This window comes from Pantoea sp. GABEPS69 (assembly GCF_045780835.1).
Lineage (GTDB): Bacteria > Pseudomonadota > Gammaproteobacteria > Enterobacterales > Enterobacteriaceae > Pantoea > Pantoea septica.
The window spans coordinates 3589362-3614379 of the sequence record NZ_CP118618.1 but is presented as its reverse complement, the minus strand read 5'-3'; the positions used below and the strand labels follow the sequence as shown (position 1 = coordinate 3614379).

Annotated in this window: 29 protein-coding genes; 14 read left to right on the top strand and 15 right to left on the bottom strand. The window is 60.8% G+C overall.

Annotated elements, in window-relative coordinates:
- Nucleotides 1-2 precede the first annotated feature (2 nt).
- From rpoN to PVE98_RS17615, 7 genes are read right to left on the bottom strand one after another with little or no spacing between them, the layout of a single operon-like run.
- On the bottom strand, nt 3-1436 hold the full coding sequence (gene rpoN / locus PVE98_RS17645) for an RNA polymerase factor sigma-54 (RefSeq protein WP_096072473.1): 1434 nt from the start codon (nt 1434-1436) through the stop codon (nt 3-5).
- A 47-nt stretch (nt 1437-1483) separates the two neighbouring features.
- Nucleotides 1484-2209 (bottom strand): LPS export ABC transporter ATP-binding protein, encoded by a 726-nt coding sequence (gene lptB / locus PVE98_RS17640; protein WP_033749265.1) that lies wholly within the window; start codon nt 2207-2209, stop codon nt 1484-1486.
- 5 nt (nt 2210-2214) lie between these two features.
- The gene (gene lptA / locus PVE98_RS17635; RefSeq protein WP_033749266.1) at nt 2215-2763 is read right to left on the bottom strand and encodes a lipopolysaccharide ABC transporter substrate-binding protein LptA; all 549 of its coding nucleotides are present in this window, start codon (nt 2761-2763) and stop codon (nt 2215-2217) included.
- Nucleotides 2732-3310: an LPS export ABC transporter periplasmic protein LptC gene (gene lptC, locus PVE98_RS17630; RefSeq protein ID WP_033793307.1), complete on the bottom strand. Its 579-nt coding sequence runs from the start codon at nt 3308-3310 to the stop codon at nt 2732-2734. Before lptC ends, lptA begins: the two co-directional genes overlap by 32 nt.
- Nucleotides 3307-3873 carry a 3-deoxy-manno-octulosonate-8-phosphatase KdsC gene (kdsC, locus tag PVE98_RS17625; protein ID WP_033749268.1) on the bottom strand — a complete coding sequence of 189 codons (567 nt, stop codon included), beginning with the start codon at nt 3871-3873 and terminating at the stop codon, nt 3307-3309. The genes lptC and kdsC overlap by 4 nt, the downstream gene beginning before the upstream one ends.
- A gap of 13 nt (nt 3874-3886) precedes the next feature.
- Nucleotides 3887-4873, bottom strand: coding sequence for an arabinose-5-phosphate isomerase KdsD (kdsD, locus tag PVE98_RS17620; protein WP_033749269.1), 987 nt, complete (start codon nt 4871-4873; stop codon nt 3887-3889).
- A gap of 17 nt (nt 4874-4890) precedes the next feature.
- A complete protein-coding gene (locus PVE98_RS17615; RefSeq protein ID WP_096072474.1) occupies nt 4891-5871 on the bottom strand; it encodes a calcium/sodium antiporter in 981 nt (326 codons plus the stop codon).
- A gap of 225 nt (nt 5872-6096) precedes the next feature.
- On the opposite strand from PVE98_RS17615, the gene mlaF reads away from it, so the two are divergent.
- From mlaF to murA, 7 genes are all read left to right on the top strand, one after another.
- Complete coding sequence (mlaF, locus tag PVE98_RS17610; protein ID WP_033749271.1) at nt 6097-6912, top strand: phospholipid ABC transporter ATP-binding protein MlaF; 816 nt, start codon at nt 6097-6099, stop codon at nt 6910-6912.
- A 4-nt stretch (nt 6913-6916) separates the two neighbouring features.
- Nucleotides 6917-7699 carry a lipid asymmetry maintenance ABC transporter permease subunit MlaE gene (gene mlaE / locus PVE98_RS17605; protein ID WP_033749272.1) on the top strand — a complete coding sequence of 261 codons (783 nt, stop codon included), beginning with the start codon at nt 6917-6919 and terminating at the stop codon, nt 7697-7699.
- Between the two features lie 4 nt (nt 7700-7703).
- Complete coding sequence (gene mlaD / locus PVE98_RS17600) at nt 7704-8249, top strand: outer membrane lipid asymmetry maintenance protein MlaD (protein ID WP_096072475.1); 546 nt, start codon at nt 7704-7706, stop codon at nt 8247-8249.
- A 13-nt stretch (nt 8250-8262) separates the two neighbouring features.
- Complete coding sequence (gene mlaC, locus PVE98_RS17595; protein WP_033749275.1) at nt 8263-8895, top strand: phospholipid-binding protein MlaC; 633 nt, start codon at nt 8263-8265, stop codon at nt 8893-8895.
- A 2-nt stretch (nt 8896-8897) separates the two neighbouring features.
- Nucleotides 8898-9203: a lipid asymmetry maintenance protein MlaB gene (gene mlaB / locus PVE98_RS17590; protein WP_033749276.1), complete on the top strand. Its 306-nt coding sequence runs from the start codon at nt 8898-8900 to the stop codon at nt 9201-9203.
- Nucleotides 9204-9318: 115 nt separating this feature from the next.
- Nucleotides 9319-9576, top strand: coding sequence for a BolA family iron metabolism protein IbaG (gene ibaG / locus PVE98_RS17585; RefSeq protein WP_033749277.1), 258 nt, complete (start codon nt 9319-9321; stop codon nt 9574-9576).
- Between the two features lie 66 nt (nt 9577-9642).
- Complete coding sequence (gene murA, locus PVE98_RS17580; RefSeq protein ID WP_033749278.1) at nt 9643-10902, top strand: UDP-N-acetylglucosamine 1-carboxyvinyltransferase; 1260 nt, start codon at nt 9643-9645, stop codon at nt 10900-10902.
- Nucleotides 10903-10966: 64 nt separating this feature from the next.
- Here murA and PVE98_RS17575 read toward each other — a convergent pair whose 3' ends face one another.
- Both PVE98_RS17575 and ispB read right to left on the bottom strand, forming a co-directional pair.
- Nucleotides 10967-11269 carry a helix-turn-helix transcriptional regulator gene (locus tag PVE98_RS17575; RefSeq protein WP_033749279.1) on the bottom strand — a complete coding sequence of 101 codons (303 nt, stop codon included), beginning with the start codon at nt 11267-11269 and terminating at the stop codon, nt 10967-10969.
- 248 nt (nt 11270-11517) lie between these two features.
- Nucleotides 11518-12489, bottom strand: coding sequence for an octaprenyl diphosphate synthase (ispB, locus tag PVE98_RS17570; RefSeq protein ID WP_033749280.1), 972 nt, complete (start codon nt 12487-12489; stop codon nt 11518-11520).
- 256 nt (nt 12490-12745) lie between these two features.
- Here ispB and rplU point away from each other — a divergent pair, with 256 nt between their 5' ends.
- From rplU to cgtA, 3 genes are all read left to right on the top strand, one after another.
- Nucleotides 12746-13057, top strand: coding sequence for a 50S ribosomal protein L21 (gene rplU, locus PVE98_RS17565; RefSeq protein ID WP_033749281.1), 312 nt, complete (start codon nt 12746-12748; stop codon nt 13055-13057).
- A gap of 15 nt (nt 13058-13072) precedes the next feature.
- Nucleotides 13073-13330 carry a 50S ribosomal protein L27 gene (gene rpmA, locus PVE98_RS17560; RefSeq protein ID WP_006121751.1) on the top strand — a complete coding sequence of 86 codons (258 nt, stop codon included), beginning with the start codon at nt 13073-13075 and terminating at the stop codon, nt 13328-13330.
- 229 nt (nt 13331-13559) lie between these two features.
- Nucleotides 13560-14732: an Obg family GTPase CgtA gene (gene cgtA, locus PVE98_RS17555; protein WP_048784677.1), complete on the top strand. Its 1173-nt coding sequence runs from the start codon at nt 13560-13562 to the stop codon at nt 14730-14732.
- Between the two features lie 39 nt (nt 14733-14771).
- Here the strand turns inward: cgtA and PVE98_RS17550 are convergent, their stop codons facing one another.
- Genes PVE98_RS17550 through PVE98_RS17530 form a run of 5 tightly spaced genes read right to left on the bottom strand, consistent with a single transcriptional unit; the run spans nt 14772 to nt 19624 of the window.
- Entirely contained in the window at nt 14772-15188 is a 417-nt protein-coding gene (locus PVE98_RS17550) for a hotdog fold thioesterase (protein WP_096072476.1), read from the bottom strand.
- Between the two features lie 3 nt (nt 15189-15191).
- Nucleotides 15192-15950, bottom strand: a complete 759-nt coding sequence (gene dhbA / locus PVE98_RS17545; protein ID WP_096072477.1) for a 2,3-dihydro-2,3-dihydroxybenzoate dehydrogenase — start codon at nt 15948-15950, stop codon at nt 15192-15194.
- The gene (locus tag PVE98_RS17540) at nt 15950-16801 is read right to left on the bottom strand and encodes an isochorismatase (RefSeq protein WP_096072478.1); all 852 of its coding nucleotides are present in this window, start codon (nt 16799-16801) and stop codon (nt 15950-15952) included. Before PVE98_RS17540 ends, dhbA begins: the two co-directional genes overlap by 1 nt.
- Nucleotides 16802-16818: 17 nt before the next feature.
- Complete coding sequence (locus tag PVE98_RS17535) at nt 16819-18435, bottom strand: (2,3-dihydroxybenzoyl)adenylate synthase (RefSeq protein WP_096072479.1); 1617 nt, start codon at nt 18433-18435, stop codon at nt 16819-16821.
- 10 nt (nt 18436-18445) lie between these two features.
- Nucleotides 18446-19624 carry an isochorismate synthase gene (locus tag PVE98_RS17530; RefSeq protein ID WP_033749632.1) on the bottom strand — a complete coding sequence of 393 codons (1179 nt, stop codon included), beginning with the start codon at nt 19622-19624 and terminating at the stop codon, nt 18446-18448.
- 177 nt (nt 19625-19801) lie between these two features.
- Between PVE98_RS17530 and fepB the strand changes: the two genes are divergently transcribed.
- On the top strand, nt 19802-20767 hold the full coding sequence (gene fepB, locus PVE98_RS17525; protein WP_096072480.1) for a Fe2+-enterobactin ABC transporter substrate-binding protein: 966 nt from the start codon (nt 19802-19804) through the stop codon (nt 20765-20767).
- Here the strand turns inward: fepB and entS are convergent.
- On the bottom strand, nt 20762-22012 hold the full coding sequence (gene entS, locus PVE98_RS17520) for an enterobactin transporter EntS (RefSeq protein ID WP_096072481.1): 1251 nt from the start codon (nt 22010-22012) through the stop codon (nt 20762-20764). The two genes, fepB and entS, sit on opposite strands and share 6 nt — an antisense overlap.
- A 144-nt stretch (nt 22013-22156) precedes the next feature.
- Here entS and fepD point away from each other — a divergent pair, with 144 nt between their 5' ends.
- Genes fepD through PVE98_RS17505 form a run of 3 tightly spaced genes read left to right on the top strand, consistent with a single transcriptional unit; the run spans nt 22157 to nt 24920 of the window.
- Nucleotides 22157-23146, top strand: coding sequence for a Fe(3+)-siderophore ABC transporter permease (gene fepD / locus PVE98_RS17515; protein ID WP_096072482.1), 990 nt, complete (start codon nt 22157-22159; stop codon nt 23144-23146).
- Complete coding sequence (gene fepG / locus PVE98_RS17510) at nt 23143-24123, top strand: iron-enterobactin ABC transporter permease (protein WP_096072483.1); 981 nt, start codon at nt 23143-23145, stop codon at nt 24121-24123. Before fepD ends, fepG begins: the two co-directional genes overlap by 4 nt.
- On the top strand, nt 24120-24920 hold the full coding sequence (locus PVE98_RS17505; RefSeq protein WP_096072484.1) for an ATP-binding cassette domain-containing protein: 801 nt from the start codon (nt 24120-24122) through the stop codon (nt 24918-24920). Before fepG ends, PVE98_RS17505 begins: the two co-directional genes overlap by 4 nt.
- Nucleotides 24921-25018: the final 98 nt, after the last annotated feature.

Genomic DNA, 25018 nt, shown 5'->3' with positions numbered 1-25018 from the left:
GGTCAAACCAGCTGTTTACGCTGGTTGGAGGGCGGGATAGATAAAGACTCGCGATATTTAGCGACGGTCCGGCGCGCCACCATGATGCCCTGTTCAGATAACATGGTGGTGAGCTTGCTGTCACTCAAGGGTTTAGCGGGATTCTCCGCCGAGATTAATTTTTTCACCAGCGCGCGGATCGCCGTAGAAGAGGCTTCGCCGCCGCCTTCGGTATTCACGTGGCTGGAGAAAAAATATTTAAGTTCGAAGATGCCGCGCGGGCTGTGCAGGTATTTCTGCGTGGTCACGCGAGAGATGGTGGATTCATGCATATCTACGGCCTGGGCGATATCCGCCAGCACCATCGGACGCATAAACTCTTCGCCCTGCTCGAAAAAGGCCTGCTGCTGCTCAACGATGCAGCGCGTAACCTTCAGCAGCGTGTCATTGCGGCTTTCCAGGCTTTTGATCAGCCAGCGCGCTTCCTGCAGATTGCTGCGGATAAACTGGCTGTCGCTGTCATTGCGCGCCGCGCCGCCCATAGCGGCATACTGCTGATTAATTCTGAGACGCGGCACGCTATCGGCGTTGAGCTCAACCGTCCAGCGCTTGCCGACCTTGCGCACCAGCACATCGGGAATGACATATTCCGGCTCGCCGGTCTGCACCGACTGGCCAGGACGCGGATCCAGCGACTGAATCAGCAGCATCGCCTCTTTCAGCACATCTTCTTTGAAACGGGTGACGCGCATCAGGCTGCGGAAATCGTGGTTGGCCAGCAGGTCAAGATGGTCGCTGACGATTAAACGCGCTTCGGCCAGCATCGGCGTGGTCGGCGCGAACTGAGAAAGCTGCACCAGCAGGCAGTCGCGCAGGTCGCGCGCGCCGACCCCGACCGGATCGAAGCGCTGAATGCGCTTCAGCACCGCCTCGACCTCATCCAGCGCCAGCTCTTCATCGCCCATGCTGTCGAGGATATCGTCAAGCGAAACGGTGAGATAGCCGGTATCGTCGATGGCGTCGACGATCGAGGTAGCGATAGCGCGATCGGTATCGGTAAAGGGCGTTAAATCCACCTGCCACATCAGATAGTCCTGCAGCGACTGGGTGGTTTCGCCCTGATAGACCGGCAGCTCGTCGTCCTGATAGTCGGTGCCGGTGCCGGAAGGGGTGCCTGCGGTATACATCTCGTCCCAGGTGGCGTCGAGCGGCAAATCGTCCGGCATCTCTTTCTGTTCAAGCGCCTCGCGCGTGTCCAGCACCTCATCTTCCTGATAGTCGCGGCTGTCGATCTCTTCATGCACTTCAGCCTGTTCCAGCAGCGGATTGCTCTCCAGCGCCAGCTGCAGCTCTTGCTGCAGTTCAAGCGTAGAGAGTTGCAGCAGCCGGATGGCCTGCTGCAACTGTGGAGTCATCGCCAGCTGTTGGCTGAACCTGAGTTGCAAACCTTGCTTCATATTCAGGACGGGATTTCCTAAGCAAACATCGTATTAACGACACCTTATCAGAGTCTGAACTCTTCGCCCAAATAAACCCGTTTAACCTGCTCATCTTCAAGAATTTCATTCGGCGTGCCGTGAGCGATAAGACGCCCCTGGCTGACGATATAGGCGCGTTCGCAAACCGCCAGGGTTTCACGTACGTTATGGTCGGTAATCAGCACGCCGAGCCCGCTGTCGCGCAGGTGCTCGATGATTTTTTTAATGTCGATAACCGAGATGGGGTCAACGCCGGCGAAAGGCTCATCCAGCAGGATAAATTTAGGATTGGCGGCCAGCGCGCGCGCAATCTCGACGCGGCGGCGCTCGCCGCCCGACAGCGCCTGACCCATGCTGTCGCGCAGATGGGCGATATGGAACTCATCCATCAGCTCGTTAGCGCGATCCTGACGTTGCTCTTCGGTAAGATCGTCGCGAATTTGCAGCACCGCCATCAGATTGTCATAGACGCTGAGACGGCGGAAAATCGACGCCTCCTGCGGCAAATAGCCGATGCCGCGGCGCGCGCGGGCGTGCAGCGGCAGGATGCTGATATCATCCTCGTCGATCACGATGCGGCCCGCGTCGCGCGGCACGATGCCGACGACCATGTAGAAGGTGGTGGTTTTGCCCGCGCCGTTAGGGCCGAGCAGGCCGACGATCTCGCCTGATTTCACCTGCAGGCTGACATCTTCCACCACGCGACGGCCTTTATAGGCCTTCGCCAGATTTTCTGCGATTAAAGTGGCCATAGCGATCAGTTACTCTTTTTCGGGCTGTTAGCGTTCTTGTCCTGCAGCTGCGACGGCACCAGCACAGTGGTGACGCGCTTGCTCTGACCCTGGCTGTAGGCCTGCATTTTCTGCTCTTTGACCAGATAGGTAATACGGTCGCCTTTGATATTGCTGTCCTGCTGCTCGATATAAGCGTTGCCGGTCAGCTCGACGAAATCTTTCGCCAGCTCATAGTGCAGCTTAGCGGCGTGGCCCTGAACCGGCTTGCCGCTGTCCTGCATCTGGTAGAAGGTGGCGGGATTGCCGTAGGCGTCCACGATGGTTTTATTGCTGTCGCCGCCGGGACGCGTCACCACCACTTTATCGGCGGTGATTTTGATCGTTCCCTGCGTCACGATGACGTTGCCGGTAAAGGTCGCCACATTGCCTTGCAGGTCCAGCGCCTGGTTCTCGGAATCGATGTTGACGGGTTTGTCCGAGTCGCCGGTCACCGCCAGCGCGGGCAAGCTGGCCGCCAGCAGAGCGCCGACCAGGAAAAACTTAAGGCTGTTGTTGTGCATTTTGAATTTCATAATAAGTTTTGACCTTTTCAATCAACTCGGCGTTTTTCGTCCGTAAATTCCCGCGCATCTTCATGCCGGTAGAGTTAAAACCGCGCCCGAACAAGGTAACCTGATCGTCGGAGGTCACGTCCTGCGAGACGAGGTTGACCTGCGCGTTGTCAGTTTTGATGCGCTGCAGCTGCGAATCCTGCGTCAGGGTATTCACCTCGACGTGGCCATACAGATAAAGCATACGATCTTTGGTTAATTTGGCTTTATCGGCGCGCACCGACCATGTCGGCACTTTATTTTCGTCGTAGGTGGTCATTACCGGCTTATCGAACCAGCTCACTTCATCCGTCGCGAAATAGGTCACTTTATCGGACACCAGTTTGTAAGCCAGCGCCCCTTGCGGGTTGTAGACCACGGTGTTCGAATTCGCGCTGGTATAGGTCGGCTCCTGATCGTTGGCGGCGACCGGCGCGCTGCTTTCATCCTGACTGGTCAGGTTCCAGCCGATTAGCACCAGCGCAATTAAGGCCAGAATCAGCGTTATCCAACGCCTGCTTTTACTCATACTGATTGCCCTTTGGCATCCTCAAATTTGTTCTGCGCCATTAAAATCAGGTCGCACAGTTCGCGTACTGCGCCGCGTCCGCCGGCGATACGCGTAACGTAATGGGCGCGCGGCGGCAGCACCGGATGCGCATCCGCTACCGCCACGCTCAGCCCTACTCGGGCCATCACTGGCCAGTCGATTAGGTCATCGCCGATGTAGGCGACCTGCTCATCGGAAAGCGACAGTTTATCCAGAAGTTCGCGATAGGCCAAAAGCTTATCGGACTGTCCCTGGTAAAGATGGCGAATGCCTAAAGTTTTGCAGCGATCCTCCATCAGACGCGCGTTGCGTCCGGTAATAATCGCTACCTCTATATCAGAGGTTAGCAAACAGCGGATGCCGTAGCCGTCGCGCACGTTAAAAGCTTTCAGCTCTTCGCCGTTATTGCCCATATAGATCACGCCGTCAGACATCACGCCGTCAACGTCGCAAATCAGCAGACGGATCTGACTGGCGCGTGCCATCACCTCCGCGCTGACCGGGCCGTAGCAGGTTTCTACCAGGGAAGTATTTACCGACATTCTCATTTCCTGTTCAGACTACGCCGGCGCGCAGCATGTCATGCATATGTACCACACCGAGCAGACGATCGTCATCGGCCACCAGCACAGCGGTAATGTTTTTGTTTTGCATCAGGTTCAGCGCCTCGACCGCCAGCATATTAGGGCGAACCCGAATGCCACCGCGCGTCATCACTTCTGAAATGGTGGCCTTCTGAAAGTCGATGCCCATATCGAAGATGCGGCGCAGGTCGCCGTCGGTAAAGATGCCCTCGATCTTCATCAGATCGTCGACGATAACCGTCAGCCCTAAATTTTTGCGCGTAATCTCCAGCAGCGCGTCGCGCAGCGAGGCGTCGCGCGTCACGTGCGGGATTTCGTCGCCGCTGTGCATGATGTCGCTCACGTGCAGCAGCAGCTTGCGGCCCAGCGCGCCGCCCGGATGCGACAGCGCGAAATCTTCCGCGGTAAAGCCGCGCGCTTCCAGCAGTGCTACCGCCAGCGCATCGCCCATTACCAGCGTTGCCGTGGTGCTGCTGGTGGGAGCGAGCCCGAGCGGGCAAGCTTCCTGCGGCACTTTTACGCACAGATGCACGTCGGCGGCGCGGCCCATGGCGCTATCGGGGCGGCTGGTGAGGCAGATAAGCGGCACATGCTGGCGCTTCAGCACCGGGATCAGCGCCAGAATCTCGTTGGACTCGCCGCTGTTAGAGATAGCAAGCACCACATCGCTGCGGCCGACCATGCCAAGATCGCCGTGGCTGGCTTCGCCCGGATGCACGAAAAAGGCGGGCGTGCCGGTACTGGCGAAGGTGGCGGCCATCTTTTTGCCGATATGGCCCGACTTGCCCATGCCCATGACGACGACTTTTCCCTGGCAGCGATAGATCATCTCGCAGGCGCGGGTAAAGTCGTCGTTAATATACTGGTCCAGCTGCTCCAGACCTTCACGCTCGATGCGCAGTACCGCTTTTCCCGCCGTCTGAAAGTCGAAATTCGCGTTTGAAAGCTGAGTTGACATGGCAAATCGGTCCTTTGTTATCCGTCGAGGAAAGCGGGCTGAATCCACAAAAGCGCGCCCCAGACGATGAAACCACAGAGTAAGAAAGCGCCCGCGGCGCGCCCGATGCGGCGGCGGCGCTGCAGGCAGAGCAGGGCGAACAGCGCGCTGACGGCCAGCATGACCCAGTAATCGCGCGCGAAGGCGTGCTCGTCCACGCTACCGGGGTTGATCAGCGCCGGTAAGCCCAGCACGATGGCGATATTATAAATATTGGCGCCGATGAGATTGCCGATGGCGATATCATCTTCGCCTTTCAGCGCGCCCGCCAGCACCGTCGCCAGCTCCGGCAGACTGGTGCCTACCGCGATCAGCGTGGCGCCCATCACCAGCTCGCTGACGCCGAAATAATCGGCAAAGGTGGTGGCGTTGTCGATCACCATGCGCGTCGCCATGGGCAAAATAATCAGCGCGACCGCCAGCCAGAGAAAGGCGACCGTGTTGCCGCTCTCTTCGCGCGGCAGCTCCGCGAGCTGTTCGCGCGTCAGGGTATCGCTATTGTCCCGCTCGGCGCGGCGCGCGAAGCGGATCGCCACCAGCAGATAGGCGATGGCGATGGCAATCAGGCCGAGGCCGTCAAGGCGGCTCAGGTAGTTATCGAACAGCATCAGACCGCTGAGCAGCGAGACCAGCAGCATCAGCGGCAGTTCGCGCCGGATCAGATTGGAGTATATGTTCAGAGGGTGCAGCAGCGCTGCGCCGCCGAGTATCAGTAAAATATTGGTAATATTGGATCCCAGCGCGGTGCCGACGGCGAGATCCATCTGGCCGTGCTGCGCGGCTGAAAAAGAGAGGATCATCTCGGGTAGCGAAGTGCCGATGCTGACGACCGTCATGCCGATAATCAGCGGCGGGATGCCAAAGGATCGACACAGTATCGCGGCGCTAAACACCAGGCGATCGGCGCCATAAGCCAGTAAAATCAAACCAATGATCAGCAGGGCGGCGGCTACGAACATGAAAAATCCTTGGATGAAATGCGTTGCCGACACGTCTTGTGCGGCAGGTTTCAGGTTCTGTCATCAGAAACAGGCGCTGATTTTGACCGTCTGAGCGGCAAAAGTAAATTTTATGCCCGCTTTCGCCAAATGAAGGCAGTAAGTTTCTGTAATGCTATCGTGAACTGGCGCGTTACAGGCTACCATCGTAGGCTTTATAACGCCCGATCCACAGAAGAGGTAATAATGGACCAACAGGAAACGAACCTGGTTGAGGTTCGTGGCGTCAGTTTTACTCGCGGCGATCGTCCGATTTTCGACGATATTTCGCTGACGGTGCCAAAGGGAAAAGTTACGGCCATTATGGGGCCGTCGGGCATAGGCAAAACCACGCTGCTGCGCCTGATCGGCGGCCAGCTGCAGCCCGATCGAGGCGAAATCTGGTTTCGCGGCGAAAATATTCCCAGCTTGTCCCGCGCGAAGCTTTATGAAACCCGTAAAAAGATGAGCATGCTGTTCCAGTCCGGCGCGCTGTTCACCGACCTGACGGTATATGAAAACGTGGCCTGGCCGCTGCGCGAGCATACGCAGCTGCCTGCGGCGCTGCTGCACAGCACGGTGATGATGAAGCTGGAAGCGGTGGGACTGCGCGGCGCGGCGCAGCTGAAGCCGGCAGAGCTTTCCGGCGGCATGGCGCGCCGCGCCGCGCTGGCGCGCGCGATCGCGCTTGAGCCGGAGCTCATCATGTTCGACGAACCTTTTGTCGGCCAGGATCCCATTACTATGGGCGTGCTGGTCAAGCTGATCGACGAGCTCAACCATTCGCTGGGTCTCACCTGCATTGTGGTATCGCACGATGTGCCGGAGGTGCTCAGCATCGCCGACAGGGCCTATATTGTGGCTGGCCAGAAAATCATTGCGCAGGGCAGCACGCCGGAGCTGCGGCAAAATCCCGACCCGCGCGTGCGTCAGTTTCTGGATGGGATTGCGGACGGACCTGTCCCGTTCCGGTTTGCCGCCGGAGACTATCTTGCCGACTTAACCGGCTCAGGGAGAGTGTAAGCCAATGTTGTTAAAGGCGCTGGCGTCATTAGGACGCCGGGGAATCAATACCTGCTCCACCTTTGGTCGGGCAGGCTTAATGCTGTTTCACGCGCTGGTAGGGAAACCTGCCTTTCGTAAACACACGCCGCTGCTGATCAAACAGCTTTACAGCGTCGGCGTCTTATCGCTGTTGATTATCGTCGTGTCCGGGCTGTTTATCGGCATGGTGCTGGGGCTGCAAGGCTATCTGGTGCTGACCACCTACAGCGCGGAAACCAGTCTCGGCATGCTGGTGGCGCTGTCGCTGCTGCGCGAGCTGGGGCCGGTCGTGACCGCGCTACTGTTCGCCGGCCGCGCCGGATCGGCGCTGACGGCGGAGATTGGCCTGATGAAGGCGACCGAACAGCTCTCCAGCATGGAGATGATGGCGGTCGATCCGCTGCGCCGCGTTGTCTCGCCGCGTTTCTGGGCGGGCTTTATCAGCATGCCGCTGCTGACGCTGATTTTTACCGCCGTCGGCATCGCTGGCGGCGCGCTGGTTGGCGTGAGCTGGAAGGGCATCGACCCCGGCTTTTTCTGGTCGGCGATGCAAAACGCGGTCGATTTTCGCACTGACGTAATCAACTGCATTATCAAAAGCGCCGTTTTTGCCGTGACGGTCACCTGGATCGCGCTGTTTAACGGTTACGACGCGATTCCGACCTCTGAAGGGATTAGCCGCGCGACGACGCGCACCGTGGTGCACGCCTCGCTGGCGGTGCTCGGTCTGGATTTTGTGCTGACAGCACTGATGTTTGGGAACTAATGCAATGCAAAGCAAAAAAAGCGAAATTTGGGTTGGCGTGTTTATGCTTCTGGCGCTGGTGGCGATGCTGTTTCTCTGCCTGCGCGTGGCGGATCTTAAGTCGCTCGGTACGCAGCCGACCTGGCAGCTTTACGCCACCTTCGATAATATCGGCGGCCTGAAAGTCAGCTCGCCGGTTAAAATCGGCGGCGTGGTGATCGGCCGCGTTACTGACATCTCCCTTGAACCTAAAACGCTGCTGCCGCGCGTCACTATGGCGATCAGCGAGGAGTACGCCGACAAGATTTCCGATACCAGCTCGCTGGCGATCCGCACGCAAGGCTTACTCGGCGAGCAGTTTTTAGCGTTGAATTTAGGCTTTGACGATCCCGAGCTGGGCTCGGCGATGTTGAAAGACGGCGACACGCTCCGCGATACCAAATCGGCGATCGTGCTGGAGGACCTGATTGGTCAGTTCCTGTATAAGAGCGGCGGCGACAAGAAAGACGATACGGATACCAAGGATCCGCAGGGCGAAGAGAACGCGCCTGCGGCCCCGGCCCAACCCTGAGAGGTAACAATCGATGTTTAAACGTTTACTGATGGTCGCCATGCTGGTCATCGCGCCGCTGGCCGCGGCGAATGCAGCCGATCAAACCAACCCCTATAAGCTGATGAACGAAGCGGCGGCGAAGACCTTCACGCGCCTGAAAAACGAACAGCCGAAGATTAAGCAGAACCCCAACTATCTGCGCGACGTCGTGCGTCAGGAGCTGCTGCCCTACGTGCAGATCAAGTATGCCGGCGCGTTAGTGCTCGGCCGCTACTACCGCGAGGCGACGCCGGCGCAGCGCGAAGCCTACTTCAACGCCTTCGGCGACTATCTGGCGCAGGCTTATGGTCAGGCGCTGGCGCTCTATCACGGCCAGACTTATCAGATCCAGCCGGAGCAGCCGCTGGGCGACGCTAAAATCATCGCTATTCGCGTGACCATTATCGATCCCAACGGCCGCCCGCCGGTACGTCTCGATTTCCAGTGGCGTAAGAACAGCCAGAGCGGCAACTGGCAGGCGTACGATATGGTGGCGGAAGGCGTCAGCATGATCACCACCAAACAAAACGAGTGGAGCGATCTGCTGCGCACCAAAGGCATCGACGGCCTGACCGCGCAGCTTAAAACCTATGCGGCGCAGCCGATTACGCTGGATAAACAGTAACGATGCATGAGTCATTACGCTGGCAGCGTGACGCCAGCACGCTGTCGCTGTACGGCGAACTGAACCGCGATACGCTGCTGGCGCTGTGGCAGCAGCGCGACACGCTGATCGACAAAGCAGAGATTATCGACGTTTCCGGACTGGCGCGCGTCGACTCGGCCGGTCTGGCGCTGCTGGTGCACCTGCGTGAAATCGCCCGCGCTCAGGGCGTCACGCCGCGTTTTAGCGGCATCAGCGAGAAATTGCAGTCGCTGATCACTCTCTACAATCTTCAGCAGATTATTGTTTCTGCGGAAAAAAGCAGCTGACCGCTTTCTCACGCTCTTAAGCCCCTGTTTCTGGCAGGGGCTTTTGCATGTTTAAGAGTCCGCCGCTTTCCTCTAAGATGTCCCCCTTTATTCTTTACAACTTAAGTAATGAGCAATGGAAAACAGTGAAATTCAGGCCGTGCTGATGAAAGCGCTGCCGCTGGACGAAGTCCACGTGATGAGCAACGACGGCAGCCACTTTCAGGTAATTGCCGTAGGTGAAATGTTTGGCGAGCTGAGCCGCGTGAAAAAACAGCAGGCCGTTTACGCGCCGCTGATGGAGTATATCGCCGACAACCGCATTCATGCCGTCTCCATTAAAACTTATACCCCTGCTGAATGGGCGCGCGACCGTAAACTCAACGGTTTCTGAGCCTTCATCATGGGCGCTCGCCGCTGGCGAGCTCTTCCCGTCTTTAGTTAATTGAGAGCCGTGTTAATGGACAAATTTCGTGTGCAAGGCCCCACCCGTCTGAGTGGTGAAGTAACCATTTCCGGGGCGAAAAATGCCGCGCTGCCGATTCTGTTTGCTGCGTTGCTGGCTGAAGAGCCGGTCGAGATCCAGAACGTGCCGAAGCTGCGCGATATCGATACCACAATGAAGCTGCTGAGCCAGTTGGGTGCGAAGGTTGAGCGCAACGGCTCCGTCCACGTCGACGCCAGCAAGGTCGATATTTACTGCGCGCCGTACGATTTAGTGAAAACCATGCGCGCTTCTATCTGGGCGCTCGGACCGCTGGTCGCGCGCTTCGGCCAGGGTCAGGTCTCCTTGCCGGGCGGCTGCGCCATCGGCGCGCGTCCGGTCGATCTGCATATTACGGGCCTGGAGCAGCTGGGCGCCGAAATCAAGCTGGAAGAGGGCTACGTTAAAGCCTCTGTCGACGGCCGCCTGAAAGGCGCGCATATCGTGATGGATAAAGTGAGCGTAGGCGCGACCGTGACCATCATGAGCGCGGCGACGCTGGCTACCGGCGTCACCATTATCGAGAACGCGGCGCGTGAACCGGAAATTGTCGATACGGCCAACTTCCTGATTACGCTGGGCGCGAAGATCAGCGGCGCAGGCACCGACAAGATCACCATCGAAGGCGTTGAGCGTCTGGGCGGCGGCGTCTATCGCGTCCTGCCGGACCGCATCGAAACCGGCACCTTCCTGGTGGCGGCGGCGATCTCAGGCGGCAAAGTGCTGTGTCACAACACCCAGCCGGACACGCTGGACGCCGTACTGGCGAAGCTGCGCGACGCGGGCGCCGACATCGAAACCGGCGACGACTGGATTAGCCTGGACATGCACGGCAAACGCCCTAAAGCGGTTAACGTACGCACGGCGCCGCATCCGGGCTTCCCAACGGACATGCAGGCGCAGTTCACCCTGCTTAACCTGGTGGCGGAAGGCACGGGCGTCATCACCGAAACCATTTTCGAAAACCGCTTTATGCACATCCCGGAGCTGATCCGTATGGGCGCGCACGCGGAAATCGAGAGCAACACTGCCATCTGCCACGGCGTGGAAAAACTCTCCGGCGCGCAGGTGATGGCGACCGATCTGCGGGCGTCAGCGAGCCTGGTGCTGGCGGGTTGCATCGCCGAAGGCACGACGCTGGTGGATCGCATCTACCATATCGATCGCGGCTATGAGCACATCGAAGATAAGCTGAAGGCGATGGGCGCGCAGATTGAACGCGTAAGCGCTGAATAAACCCAGCGCGAATAAGAAAACCAGCCACGGCAGCGCGGCTGGTTTTTTTTTGCCTGTTCGATCCTCAGGCGCTGGCGGGATCCTGCTTGCGCTTCTCGTCTCCTGCGGGGGATCGAATACGCTTTTTGCGATCCAGCAGCAGGTGGGTCTGCGGATCGTAGTAGCGGCTTGGCCAGATCTCAGCGGGATGGACCTCAATCGCCTCCGCAATTAGCCACTCTCCTTTCGGCCAGGGACGCGAAAGGGCATTGGCCAGCGTGGATGAACTCAAGCCCGCCTGGCGTGACAACGCCGCCAGCGTCGTGCCGCGTCTGCGCAGCGCGGCAATCACATCGGCGGGATGCCAGTCTTCACTCCTTTTTTGCATATCGCATTCTCCTTGTTCCTTGCGTGAATATTCCCAGTGCAGCGAGGGATCTTGCTCTTTTCTCTTATCTGGAAAGTTGTGGAATTTTTATACCAGAAAGTTTCTTGTTGTTTCCAGTAATTTTTGGCCCAGTCGCGAGAAGTGAGCGTCTCGACGCAAAAGCGCGGCAACAAGAGAGAGGCGTTTCTGAAAAAAGTGAAGCGGGAAGGGGAAAGCAGCGGAGCTGCGGCGGCAGCTCCGAAGGGAGATCAGAAATCGCGCTGGACAGACATATGCGCCAGCGCTTCGAGCGCGCTGCGCCAGGGCGATTCCGGCAGCGCGCTGAGCGCCGCAATAGCCTTATCCGCTTCCTGCTCGGCGCGCTTGCGGGTCCATTCCAGCGAACCGCACTGCTGCATGGCGGCGAGCACCGGTTCGAGCAGGTGACGGCCGTTGCCCTGTTCGATCGCCTCGCGGATCATCTTCGTCTGTTCCGGCGTGCCGTTATGCATCGCATGCAGCAGCGGCAGCGTCGGCTTGCCTTCGCTGAGATCGTCGCCGGTATTTTTGCCCAGCGTGGCGCCGTCGGCGCTGTAGTCGAGCAGATCGTCGATTAACTGGAAAGCGGTGCCGAGAAAGCGTCCGTAATCCTGCATCGCTTTCTCCTGCGCCGGCGTGGCGTCGGCGAGAATAGCGGATGCCTGCGAAGCGGCTTCGAACAAACGCGCGGTTTTGCTGTAAATCACGCGCATATAGCTCTCTTCGGTGATATCCGGATCGTTGACGTTCATCAGCTGCAGCACTTCGCCTTCGGCTATTACGTTCACCGCTTCGGACATCAGCGCCAGAATGCGCAGCGAGCCCATGCTGGTCATCATCTGGAAGGCGCGCGTATAGATAAAGTCGCCGACCAGCACGCTGGCCGCATTGCCGAACGCCGCGTTAGCGGTGGCTTTGCCGCGACGCATATCGGATTCATCCACCACGTCGTCATGCAGCAGCGTCGCGGTGTGGATAAATTCGATCAGCGCCGCGTTAATGACGTGCAGCTCGCCCTGGTAGCCGAGCGCGCGTGCCGAAAGCACGGCGATCATCGGACGGATGCGCTTGCCGCCGCCGCTGATGATGTAATAGCCAAGCTGATTAATCAGCGAGACCTCGGAATTCAGCTGGTCGAGGATGGTCTGGTTGACGGCCGCCATATCCTGCGCGGTTAATTCATTAATTTGTTCTAAGTTCATTCGTCTGTTCAGCTTTGACTCGTTTCAACGGCTCATGGTACGTGCTTTAACCAGCCTGAGTTCGGGTAATCTGTTACTGATTGTACTTGAATTTTCCGGATGAGAAACGTTTGCGATCGGCCTGTGTTTTTTTTCTGCAAGAGAGTGCAAAGTGCTCTTGTCTTCTGCTGGAGATTTGCGTAGAATTCGCGCCCTATTGTGAATATTTATCGCGCCGCCTGATGAACGAAAGGCATGCGCAGAAGCGGAGTTTTATATGTACGCGGTTTTCCAAAGTGGTGGTAAACAACACCGAGTAAGCGAAGGTCAGACCGTTCGCCTGGAAAAGCTGGACATCGCAACCGGTGAAACCATTGAGTTTGACCAGGTGCTGATGATCGCAAATGGCGAAGACGTGAAAATCGGCGCGCCACTGGTTTCAGGCGGCGTTATCAAAGCTGAAATCGTTGCTCACGGTCGTGGCGAGAAAGTTAAAATCGTTAAGTTTCGTCGTCGTAAGCACTACCGTAAGCAGGCTGGCCACCGTCAGTGGTTCACTGATGTGAAAATCACTGGCATCAGCGCTTAAGAGGAGATCTGACAAATGGCACATAAAAAGGCTGGTGGCTCGACTCGTAACGGTCGTGACTCCAATGCAAAACGTCTGGGTGTAAAACGTTTCGGTGGCGAATCTGTTCTGGCAGGTAGCATCATCGTTCGTCAGCGTGGCACTAAATTCCACGCCGGTAACAACGTAGGTTGTGGTCGTGACCACACCCTGTTCGCTACCGCAGACGGCAAAGTTAAATTCGAAGTGAAAGGTCCGAACAACCGTAAATACATCAGCATCGTTGCTGAGTAAGGTTGTCGTGACGCAGACAGCGACTGTCTGAACGCACGAATAAAAGCCCCGCAGCCATTGCGGGGCTTTTTACATTCTGCGACCTGTCGTTGCGTATTGCTGTACACTTTATGTACGCCTGATGCAAATCAGTCCTGATTTATCCGCCGCCGGTCAGCGCAGACAGACCCTGGCGGACCCGTTCGCAGCCCAGCAGGGCGCGCGGACGATTGTGTGACGGAGAAAGAAAATGAAGTTTGTTGATGAAGCGACAATCCTGGTGGTTGCCGGCGATGGCGGCAATGGCTGCGTCAGCTTCCGCCGTGAAAAATATATTCCGAAAGGCGGTCCAGACGGCGGCGACGGCGGCGACGGCGGCGATGTCTATCTGGTTGCTGACGAGAACCTGAATACCCTGATTGACTACCGCTTTGAGAAATCCTTCCGCGCCGAACGCGGTCAGAACGGCCAGAGCCGCGACTGTACCGGCAAACGCGGTCAGGACATTATCGTTAAGGTGCCGGTCGGCACGCGCGTGATCGATCAGGGCACCGGCGAAACGCTGGGCGATATGACGCGTCACGAGCAGAAGCTGATGGTCGCCAAAGGCGGCTGGCACGGCCTGGGCAACACGCGCTTTAAATCCTCGGTAAACCGTACCCCGCGTCAGAAAACCATGGGAACGCCGGGCGAGAAGCGCGATTTGCAGCTGGAGCTGATGCTGCTGGCTGACGTTGGCATGCTGGGCCTGCCGAACGCCGGTAAATCGACCTTTATCCGCGCCGTCTCTGCGGCCAAGCCGAAAGTGGCGGATTATCCGTTTACCACGCTGGTGCCGAGTCTGGGCGTGGTGCGCATGGACAGCGAGCAGAGCTTCGTTATCGCCGATATTCCGGGCCTGATTGAAGGCGCCGCCGACGGCGCTGGCCTCGGCATTCGCTTCCTGAAGCACCTCGAGCGCTGCCGCGTACTGCTGCACCTGATCGATATCGCGCCGATCGACGAGTCCGATCCGGTGGACAACGCGCGCATTATTCTCGGCGAGCTGGAAAAGTACAGCGACAAGCTGTTCAACAAGCCGCGCTGGCTGGTGTTCAATAAAATCGACGTCATCGGCGAAGAGGAAGCGCAGGCGCGCGCCAAAGCGATTGCCGAAGCGCTGGGCTGGGAAGAGAAATATTATCTGATCTCCGCAGCAAGCCGTCAGGGCGTGCAGGATCTCTGCTGGGACGTGATGAGTTTCATCAACGCCAACCCGAAAGAAGCGGAAGAAGAAGAGAAGAAACCCGAGAAAGTCGAGTTCATGTGGGATGATTACCACCGTGAAACGATGGAAAGCGTGGTTGAAGAAGAAGATGAAGAGTGGGATGACGACTGGGACGAAGATGACGACGAAGGCGTCGAAATCATCTACCAGCGTTAATGCCGGAAAAAAGGGACAGCGAAAGCTGTCCCTTTTTCGTTACCCCAGCACCGCCACCGTCAGGCGCGACGAGCAGCAGAGCTGACCGCGCGCGTTGCGGATTTCAATCTGCCACACCTGATTGCGTGAGCCGATATGCAGCGGGCGGCAGATGCCGCGCACTTCGCCGCTGGAGACCGAGCGGTGATGGCTGGCGTTCACCTCAATGCCCACCACGCTTTTGCCCTCTTCAGTGCAGAGATAGCCGGCGATCGAGCCCATCGACTCCGCCAGCACCACCGACGCGCCGCCATGCAGAAGGCCGAAAGGCTGATGGGTGCGCGCATCGACCGGCATGACCGCCTCCAGGTAATCGTCGCCGATGGCGGTAAAGCGGATGCCGATATGCGCCACCAGCGAGTTCTCGCCGATCGCGTTCAGCGCGTCGAGATCGGTCTCGCGTTTCCAGATCGCCATCGGTCAGGCTCCCAGCGTCGCGCCGCCGTCGACTACGATATCCTGCAGCGCCACGTGGCTGGCAAGATCCGAGGCGAGAAACAGCACGTTGTTGGCGATCTCCTGCGGCGTGGCGATCTTCCGCAGCGGGATCCCCAGCTTATATTGATCCGGGAAACCGTCGATCATCTCCTGCTCGGCGGTCGGCGTATGCCACAGGCTGCGCTGCATCTCGGTGTCGGTCGAGCCGGGCGAAACGATATTGCAGCGCACGCCATAGGGCGCTATCTCCAGCCCGACCGTCAGAGTGAGGCTGCGCAGCGCGGCTTTTGACGCGCCGTAGGCCGACATGCCGATACGCGGCGCGTGCGCCGAGTTAGAGGCGATAGAGATAATGGCGCCTGCACGCTGCTGGCGAAATACCGGCAGCGTCTGCTGGAACATATTGAAGGCGCCGCCGACGTTGACCGCCAGACAGGCCTGGAAATCCGCGGCGGAAATTTCGTCGGTGGCGCCGATACGCAGGATGCCCGCGCCGTTCACCAGCACGTCGAGGCGCGGCTGCTGTGCCAGCAGGCGCTGGCACACCGTTTTCACCTGTCCGGCATCGGCCACGTCAAGCGTATGGCAGGCGAAAGGGTAATCGATGTCGTGAAAGCGCAGATCGAAGCCCTGAACCTGCGCGCCCGCGGCGTGAAACGCCAGCGCGGTGTAGTAGCCGATGCCCTGGCCTGCGCCGGTCACCCAGACCTGTTTACCGCTAAAGTCGAAGCGCTGGCTCATTACGCAGGCTCCCGTGACAGCAGCGCCCACCAGCCGTCGATAGTGGGATTTTTCGCCAGGCTGACGAAGTCGATATCGCCGTGCGCCTGACGCCAGCGCGCCGCCAGCGCCATCATGCGCACCGAATCGAGACCGTAGTCGATCAGGTTCTCATTATCTTCCGGCACGTCGTCATCTTCCAGCAGCGGCAGAACCAGCGCGCGCAGATCCTCCTTGCTGAGCGGCAGCGGCATTAAATCTGCGGTCATCACCACTTTGCCGCTGCGTCCGGCGGTATAGGTCAGCGCCATCATATGTTCTTCGCGGCTAAAGTCCGCCAGCGCATCCGCCACCATAAAGGGCTGGATGTTGCGCATAAAGGCATCGGTCGCGGTGGTCAGGCAGCCGATGTGGGCGTACACGCCGGTGATGATCAGCTGATCGCGTCCCATCTCCTGCAGAATCGACTCCAGCGGCGAGCGGACAAAGGCGCTGTAGCGCCACTTGGTCAGCACCTGATCCTCGGCGTCGGGCGCCAGCGCATCGACAATCTTCTGCTGCTCGGGATGTTTGTTCAGGCCCGGCCCCCACATATCGTTCAGCAGCGCGCGATCTTCATCGCTCTGCTGATTAGGCTGCGCGGTGTAGAACACCGGGATGCCCTGCGACTTGCACCAGGCGCGCAGGCGGGCAATGTTCTCCACGACCTGATTGACCAGCGGGCTGTTTTCACCCCAGAAGTTAAGAAAGTAGGCCTGCATATCGTGAATCAGCAGGGCGGCGCGCTGCGGCTCCAGCGTCCATTTCACCTTGTTGGCGGGCAGCTCGGCGGCGGCAGGCAGCGAATATGAGGTCAGTTTTGGAATAGCCATAAAATCTCCGGAACAGGTCAGGCTTGCGCTTGTTGATCGGCAAGCTGTTGGCGCAGGCGTTTCTTGTCTACTTTGCCGACGGGCGTCAGCGGCAGCGCATCCACGCAGGTAATACGATCGGGCAGTTTATATTCGGCGACGCCCAGCTCGCGCAGATGGCGGCGCAGCGCCACCGGCTTGAGCGGCTGACGCGCGACGATAAAGGCGCAGCTTTTTTCACCCATCAGCTCGTCATGCATCGACACCAGCGCCGCATGGATCACGTCCGTATGGCGCTGCAGCAGGTTTTCGATCTCCTCGGCAGCAATCTTTTCGCCGCCGCGGTTGATCTGATCTTTCTCACGCCCCTGCACGGTGATATAGCCCTGCGGGTTAATCTCGATCAGATCGCCCGAGCAGTAAAAACCGTCGGCGTCGAAGCTGGCGGCGTTGTGCTCCGGGCTTTTATAGTAGCCGCGGAAGGTATAGGGGCCGCGCGTCATCAGGCGGCCAATGGCGCCGGTCGGCAGCGGATCGCCGTTCTCGTCGGCTACCCAGACCTCATCGTCCGGCGAAATCGGACGGCCCTGAGTCGTGAGAATGGTGCGCTCGTCGTCGTCGAACCGGGTGTAGTTCACCAGCCCTTCGGCCATGCCGAACACCTGCTGCAGCCGGCAGCCGATCTCGCTCTGAATGCGCGCCGCCAGCGTTTCGCCCAGTTTGGCGCCGCCGACCTGCATCCGCTGCAGCGACGCCAGCGCCTGGTTGCTGCCCCACTCCTGGATCGCCTGCAGCCACAGGCTGACGGCGGGCGGCACCAGGCCGGTATCGGTGACCTGGTGCTTTTCAATCAGCGGGAAGCAGTTCGTCGCGCTGGGATCCTCGGCCAGAATCACCTGGCCGCCCGCGTAGAAGACGCCGAGCGCGCCGGGCGAGCTCATCGCAAAGTTATGCGGCGCGGGCAGGGCGATCAGATAACGCGTGTCGGCGGTGACCGCGCAGATCTCGTCGCTGGCGCGGATGCTGTAGTAGTAGTCGTTGTGGGTGCGCGGGATCAGCTTCGGCGTGCCGGTGCTGCCGCCAGAGAGCTGGAAAAAGGCGACTTCGTCAGCGGCGGTCGGCGTCGGCTGAAAATCGCCCGCCGCTTCGGCCATGAGCGCTTCCAGCGTGTTTTCCGGCTGGTTGTCATTGCGCAGGATCACCTGCCGCAGCGACGGCTGCGCGGCGCACAGCGCGTCGATAAAACTGTCGTCGGCGAACAACGCATGGCGGCGATCGGCGATCAGCAGCGCGGGTTCGATCTGCGCGGCGTAGGCCTGCAGCTCGGTGCGCTGGTGGCTGAACAGCGCATAGACCGAGGCGACGCCCAGCTTGAACAGGGCGAAAACGGTAACGTAGAAGTCGGCGACGTTGCCAAGCTGCACCAGCGCGGTGTCGCCGTTTTTCAATCCGCGGCGCTGTAGCGCGGCGGCGAGGTTGTCGCTGCGCTGCGCCAGCTGACGGTAGCTCAGCCGCAGATCGCCTTCGATAACGGCGATGGCGTCGCTATTTTCATGACGCGCCAGGATATCGGTCATCGGCACATCCAGCCAGTAGCCTTTCTCGCGGTAGCGTGCCGCCAGATCGTCTGGCCAGCGATGGTAAGGGATCGACATGGTATTTCCTTTATTGCAGTCCAAAAGCACGCAGCATGGTGTCGAGTTTGACACCTGTCTCGCGCCATTCTGATTCCGGTTGCGAATCGGCCACGATGCCCGCGCCGGCAAACAGGCGCACCCGCGCGCCGTGCACGGTGCCGCAGCGGATAGTCACGACCCATTCGCCGTTGCCCTGCTCGTCGCACCAGCCGACGATGCCGCCGAACAGGCGGCGGTCAAACGGCTCCAGCGTCTGGATCAGCTGCTGCGCGCGCCTGTGCGGGAAGCCGCTCAGCGCCGGCGTCGGATGCAGCAGGCAGGCGAGCGACAGCGCGTTCTCCTGCTCGTCGAGCGCTTCGCCGTCAATCTGCGTCGCCAGATGCCACAGCGTGGCGGTGGTGAGCAGAGAAGGGGTGGCGGGCACCGAGAGCAGGCGGCTGCGCGGCTGCAGCACCTCGCGCATCGCGTCGGTCACCAGCTTGTGCTCGTGGCGATCTTTCGTCGACTGCATCAGGGCGTCGCCTGCGGCCCTGTCGCGCTGCGCGTCGGCGTCGCGTCGCGCGGAGCCGGCCAGCGGGCAGGAGCTGAAATCACGCCCCGCTTTACGCAGCATCAGCTCCGGGCTGGCGCCCACCAGCGAGCCGCCCTGCGGCAGCGGCAGGTGAAAGTGATAGCTGTTCGGGTTTTGCGCCACGATGCGCTGCATCAGCGCGGCGATATCCACCGGCTGCTCCGTCACGATATCCATCAGGCGCGACAGCACGACTTTATCCAGTTCGCCGCGCTGCGTTGCAGCCACGGCCTCTGCCACCATGGCGGTAAATACATCGTGCTCCGGCATGGCGGCACGGCGGCGCACCTGCGGCAGCGGCGCCTGAACGGCGGGCAGCGCAGCCTGAAGATCGGCGCGGTTGAAGGTCTGATGCGATTCCGGAATAAACAGCGCGGCGGGCTGCGTGACGTCGAAGGGGATGGCGCCGACCAGAATCGGATGGGCGATGCCCTGTTTTTTTGCCGATGCGAAGTGGCGTCGCAGCTGCTGTTGAAAGTCGCCGTTCAGCGCGTCGCCATCGGTCGCCGGCGTGGCGATCGTGGTGTAGCAGCCTTGCGTAGCGATACTGCGCCACGGGGATGTGAAGATAAATCCCCGGCACAGCGCGGAGAAATCCTCAAGCAGGGGATTTCCAAACGTCAACGTTTCCACCATAATTTTCACCTATAAATGATAAGATAACTAATAATGATTATCATTTGTATTGTGGTTCTGTAACCTACGTTGATTAGGCTGGAGTGTCAATAAATTCGCGGCAGTGAGCGCGCGATCTCAGCATGATGCGTAGAGGCGACAGAAGGTTGTATTACAGTAAAAGGTGGACTGAATCTTATGTTTAAGCGGATTTTTACCACGGTGGCCGCGCTGGCTTTCATGACCGTGCTGGCTCACCCGGACGCGCGGGCGGAAGGCGGCTGGCCGCGCACGCTGCAAAGCGCCGGCGGTAGCGTCACGCTGGAGAAAGCGCCGCAGCGCATTGTCTCTACCAGCGTCACCCTGACCGGCTCGCTGCTGGCGATCGACGCGCCGGTCATCGCCAGCGGGGCGACCGCGCCGGGCAGCCGACTGGCGGACGAGCAAGGCTTTTTCCGTCAGTGGAGCGACGTCGCGAAGCGTAAAAATCTCAAGCGGCTCTATATTGGTGAACCGAGCGCCGAAGCGGTGGCCGCCGAAGCGCCAGATCTGATTATCGTCAGCGCGACCGGCAATGACTCCGCGCTCAAGCTGGTGGATCAGTTCTCGGCTATCGCGCCGACGCTGGTGGTGAACTATGACGATAAAAGCTGGCAGCAGCTGGTGACGCTGCTCGGCGAAGCGACTGGCCACGAGGCGGATGCGGCGGCGCGCGTGAAGGCGTTCGATGCGCAAGAGGCGGCGCTGAAGCAGAAAATCACGCTGCCGCCGCAGCCGGTTTCCGCGATGGTATTTAACGGCGGCGGCCGCGCGGTGAACCTGTGGACCCGCGAATCGGCGCAGGGCAAGCTACTGGAGCAGCTCGGCTTTACGCTCGCCGTGCCGCCTGCGGATCTGCAGCAAACCCACAGCATGGGCCAGCGCAAAGATATTATTCAGCTCTCGGGCGAGAACGTCGCCAGCGGCCTGAACGGCAACAGCTTCCTGCTGTTCGCCGCGGAGGAGCAAGGGGCGAAACAGCTGATGCAGAATCCGTTCCTGGCGCAAACCACGGCGGTGAAGCAGCAGCAGGTTTACGCGCTGGGCGCCGACACCTTCCGTCTTGACTACTACAGCGCCCGCCATCTGCTGGCGCGTCTGGAGCAGCTGTTCGTTAAGTCATGACGCCTCTTCCGCCAGCGTCGGCGCTGGCGGTTGATAGCGTCGCAGCTTCGCCATCAGCATCCACATCACTCCTCCCAGCAGCGCCGCGCCGAAACCGAACAGCGCGGCGGCCTGCTGCGGCAGCAGCCATGACCCCAGCGCGCCGATCATCGCCGCGCCGATCGCATCGCCGGTGACGTTCTGCGCCGTCCACAGGCTGTTGATGCGTCCCAGCAGCGCATCGGGCGTCAGCGACTGGATCAGCTGGTACTGCACCAGGCTGTTAACGGCGCTGCAGTAGCCGAACGCCGCCAGGCAGGCAAGGCCAAGGGCGAACTGCGGCATCAGGCTGAAGGCGCCAAGCGCGAGGAAAGCGGCGACGGCGCTGGCTAACATCACTTTGCCTGGCTGCGGCGTCTGCGCCAGCCGTCCGCTGGTCAGCGCGCCCAGCGCCGCGCCGAGCGGCACGGCGGCGTACATCAGTCCCAGCTCATCGAGGCTGACCTGCCAGTGCGGCGCCAGCGCCGGATAGAGCACGCGCACCGCGCTCGCCAGCGTGACCAGCGCGCCGATCAGCGCCGCCATGCCCACCAGCGGCGCGGCGAACAGAAATTGTACGCCGCTGGCGAGCGCTCGCAGCGGATGTTCGCGCGGCTGCGGCGGCGGCGGCATCACGGGCAGCCGCAGCAGGGTCAACACGGTGAGCAGCGTGCCGAGGGCGGCGAGGCCGTAGTTCCACGCCGCGCCGCCGTGCGCCAGCACCAGCCCGCCGACGGCGGGAGAGAGAATCGCGCCGAAGCGCACCGTGAGCATGGTAATGGCGCCCGCCTGCATCAGGTTTTCGCGTCCCACCAGCGCCGGCGTCGCCGCCAGCAGCGCCGTGACGCCGATCGCGCCGAAGAAACCATCCCACAGGCCGAGCAAAAAGACCGCGCTGACCGACGGCGTCGGCAGCGAGGCGTTAACGGCGAGCGCCACGAAGCCGAGGCCGCAGGTAGATCGCGCAATCAGGATTAGCCGTTTGCGCTCGTAGCGATCCGCCAGCACGCCGCCGGTGAGCAGTCCGACGAACATGCCCGCGCCCGCCAGGGTCACCGCCAGCCCGACCAGCGCGGGCGAGCGGGTCAGCTGCTGGATCTGTACCGGCACGGCAATCGCCAGCATGCCGAGCGCGACGATAGAGATAAAACGGGCGATAAAGACGGCGCGAAAAGCGGGATGCGTCTTCAACAGGCTGAGATCGATGAGAAGGGAGGGTTTGTTCATTGCTTCGCCTTTTGCTGCGGTTTTCCTCGCTATGGTCGAGGCGAATCATGGTAACATACAAAAATACGAGTAATAACGATAACAAGTATCATTATCAAATTGACGCGTTCGCTGCGTCAGTGAACAGTGAAGGTTCGGAACGTTATGCGCCAACTCACCGCAATAGCCGCTTCAGGGACGCTGCTGTTGCTCCTGCTCGCGCTCAGCCTAATGCTCGGCGCCAAATCGATCGCCATTCATGATGTTTACCTGGCCCTCACTACCCGCTGCGGCAGCGCCGACTGCGTTATCGTGCGCGAGGCGCGGCTGCCGCGCACCCTTGCCGGCCTGCTGGCGGGCTGCGCGCTCGGACTGGCGGGCGCGCTGATGCAGAGCCTGACGCGCAATCCGCTTGCCGATCCCGGCATTCTCGGCGTTAACGCGGGCGCAGGTTTCGCCGTGGTGCTGGGCATTGCCCTGTTCGGCGCGGATTCGCCGGCCGACTGGCTCGGCTTCGCCTTCGTCGGCGCGCTGCTGGCGTCGCTGCTGGTGGCGCTGACCGGCGCGCTCGGCGGCGGCCGCGTCAATCCGGTGCGCCTGACCCTGGCGGGCGTGGCGCTCGGCGCGGTGCTGGAAGGGCTGACTTCCGGACTCTCGCTTCTCAACCCCGATATTTACGATCATCTGCGCTTCTGGCACAGCGGCTCGCTGGATATTCGCAGCTTTGCCGTGCTGCGCGCCACCTGGCCAGCGGTAGCGGTCGGCGCGCTGATCGCGCTGCTGCTGGCGCGCGCGCTCAATACCCTGAGCATGGGCGGCGATCTGGCGACGGCGCTCGGCACGCGCGTGGCGCGTACCCAACTGCTGGGGCTGCTGGCTATCGCCCTGCTGAGCGGCGCCGCCACGGCCGCCGTCGGCCCCATCGCCTTTGTCGGGCTGATGACGCCGCATCTGGCCCGCTGGCTGTGGGGCAACGACCACCGCTGGATGCTGCCCGGCATGCTGCTGATCACCCCCTGTCTGCTGCTGGCCGCCGATATTCTGGGCCGCCTGATGGTGCCGGGCGAACTGCGCGTCTCGGTGGTCACCGCGCTGCTCGGCGCGCCGATGCTGATCGTGCTGGTGCGCCGCAAGCTGGGGAGAGGGCAGGTATGAGTCGGGCGATGATGCACGCCATCTGGCTGCTGGCGGCCTGCGCGCTGCTGGCCTTTTTCGGCGTTACGCGCGGCGCGCTGCCGGTTACGGGCGCGCAACTCTGGCAGCTGGTTACCGGCGAGGCGGCGCGCAACGTTCAGCTGATCGTGCTGGAGTGGCGGCTGCCGCGCGTGGCGATGGCGCTGCTGCTCGGCGCGGCGCTCGGGATCAGCGGCGCGATTTTTCAGTCGCTGTTGCGCAACCCGCTCGGCAGCCCCGATATTCTCGGCTTCAATACCGGCGCCTATAGCGGCGTGCTGGTGGCGCTGGTGCTGTTTCAGCAAAACAGCGAGGCGATGACGCTGGCGGCATTGCTGGGCGGCGTGTTGACCGCTGGCGTAGTTTATCTGTTCGCCTGGCGCAACGGCGTAGAGACCTTCCGGCTGATTATCGTCGGCATCAGCGTGCGCGCGCTGCTGATGGCGCTTAACGGCTGGCTGATTATCAGCGCCTCGCTGGAGGCGGCGCTCAGCGCCGGGCTGTGGAGCGCCGGATCGCTTAACGGCATCACCTGGGCGAAAACCGCGCCGGCGGTTGCCGTGCTAGCGGCGGCGCTGCTGCTGACCGCGCTGCTGGCGCGGCGTATGCGCCTGCTGGAGATGGGCGACGACACCGCCTGCGCGCTGGGCGTGCCGGTAGAGCGCAGCCGGCTGTGGCTGATGCTGCTCGGGGTGGTGCTGACCGCCGCCTCGACCGCGCTGGCCGGCCCCATTTCGTTCGTCGCTCTGCTGGCACCGCAGATCGCTCGTCGCCTGTGCGGCGGCATCAAAGGCGCGCTGCCGCTGGCGGCGCTGTGCGGCGCGCTGCTGCTGCTGGCGGCGGACTATGCTGCGCAGCATCTTTTCCTGCCGTATCAGCTGCCGGTCGGTGTGATTACCGTCAGCCTTGGCGGACTTTATTTGATTGCACTACTGGTCAGGGAGGCGCGACGCCAATGACAGAGAAGATTGCGCGCCTGCAGGGCGACGCGCTGACGCTGGGCTACGAGAAAAAAGTGGTGGCGGAGGGGCTGTCGGTGACCATTCCGGATGGCGAACTGACGGTGATCATCGGCCCCAACGCCTGCGGCAAATCGACGCTGCTGCGCGCGCTGAGCCGCCTGGCGCCGCCGCTGAAGGGGCAGGTGCTGCTCGACGGCGAGGCGATTTCGCGCCTCTCCACCAAAGAGGTGGCGCGGCGTCTCGGTCTGCTGCCGCAGAGTTCGCAGGCGCCCTCCGGCATCAGCGTCAGCGAGCTGGTGGCGCGCGGGCGCTATCCGCATCAGCCGCTGTTCGGCCGCTGGCGCGACGAGGACGAAGCGGCGGTGCAGCAGGCGATGCAGGCGACCGGCGTGGCGGATATCGCCGCGCAGCCGGTGGATCAGCTTTCCGGCGGCCAGCGCCAGCGCGTCTGGATCGCCATGGTGCTGGCGCAGCAGACGCCGCTGCTGCTGCTGGACGAACCCACCACCTGGCTCGATATTACCCATCAGATCGAACTGCTGGAGCTGATGCAGGATCTCAATCAGCAGCATGGCCGCACGCTGGTGGTGGTGCTGCACGATCTGAATCAGGCGTGCCGCTACGCCACGCATCTTATCGCGATGCGCAGCGGCCAGATTGTCGCCGAGGGCAGGCCGTCGGAGATTGTCACGCCAGAACTGATTGAGGCGGTCTATGGACTGCGCTGCGTTATCGTTGAGGATCCGGTGGCGCATACGCCGATGATTGTGCCGCTGGGACGCGGGCGCAACTGAGGCGCTAGCTAAAACCCGCACTGCGTATAAAGGAGCGGGTAGTCTGGCCCGAAGAGCAAAGCGTCCCGCGCCAGGGATGGCGCGGGACGAGCGGGCAT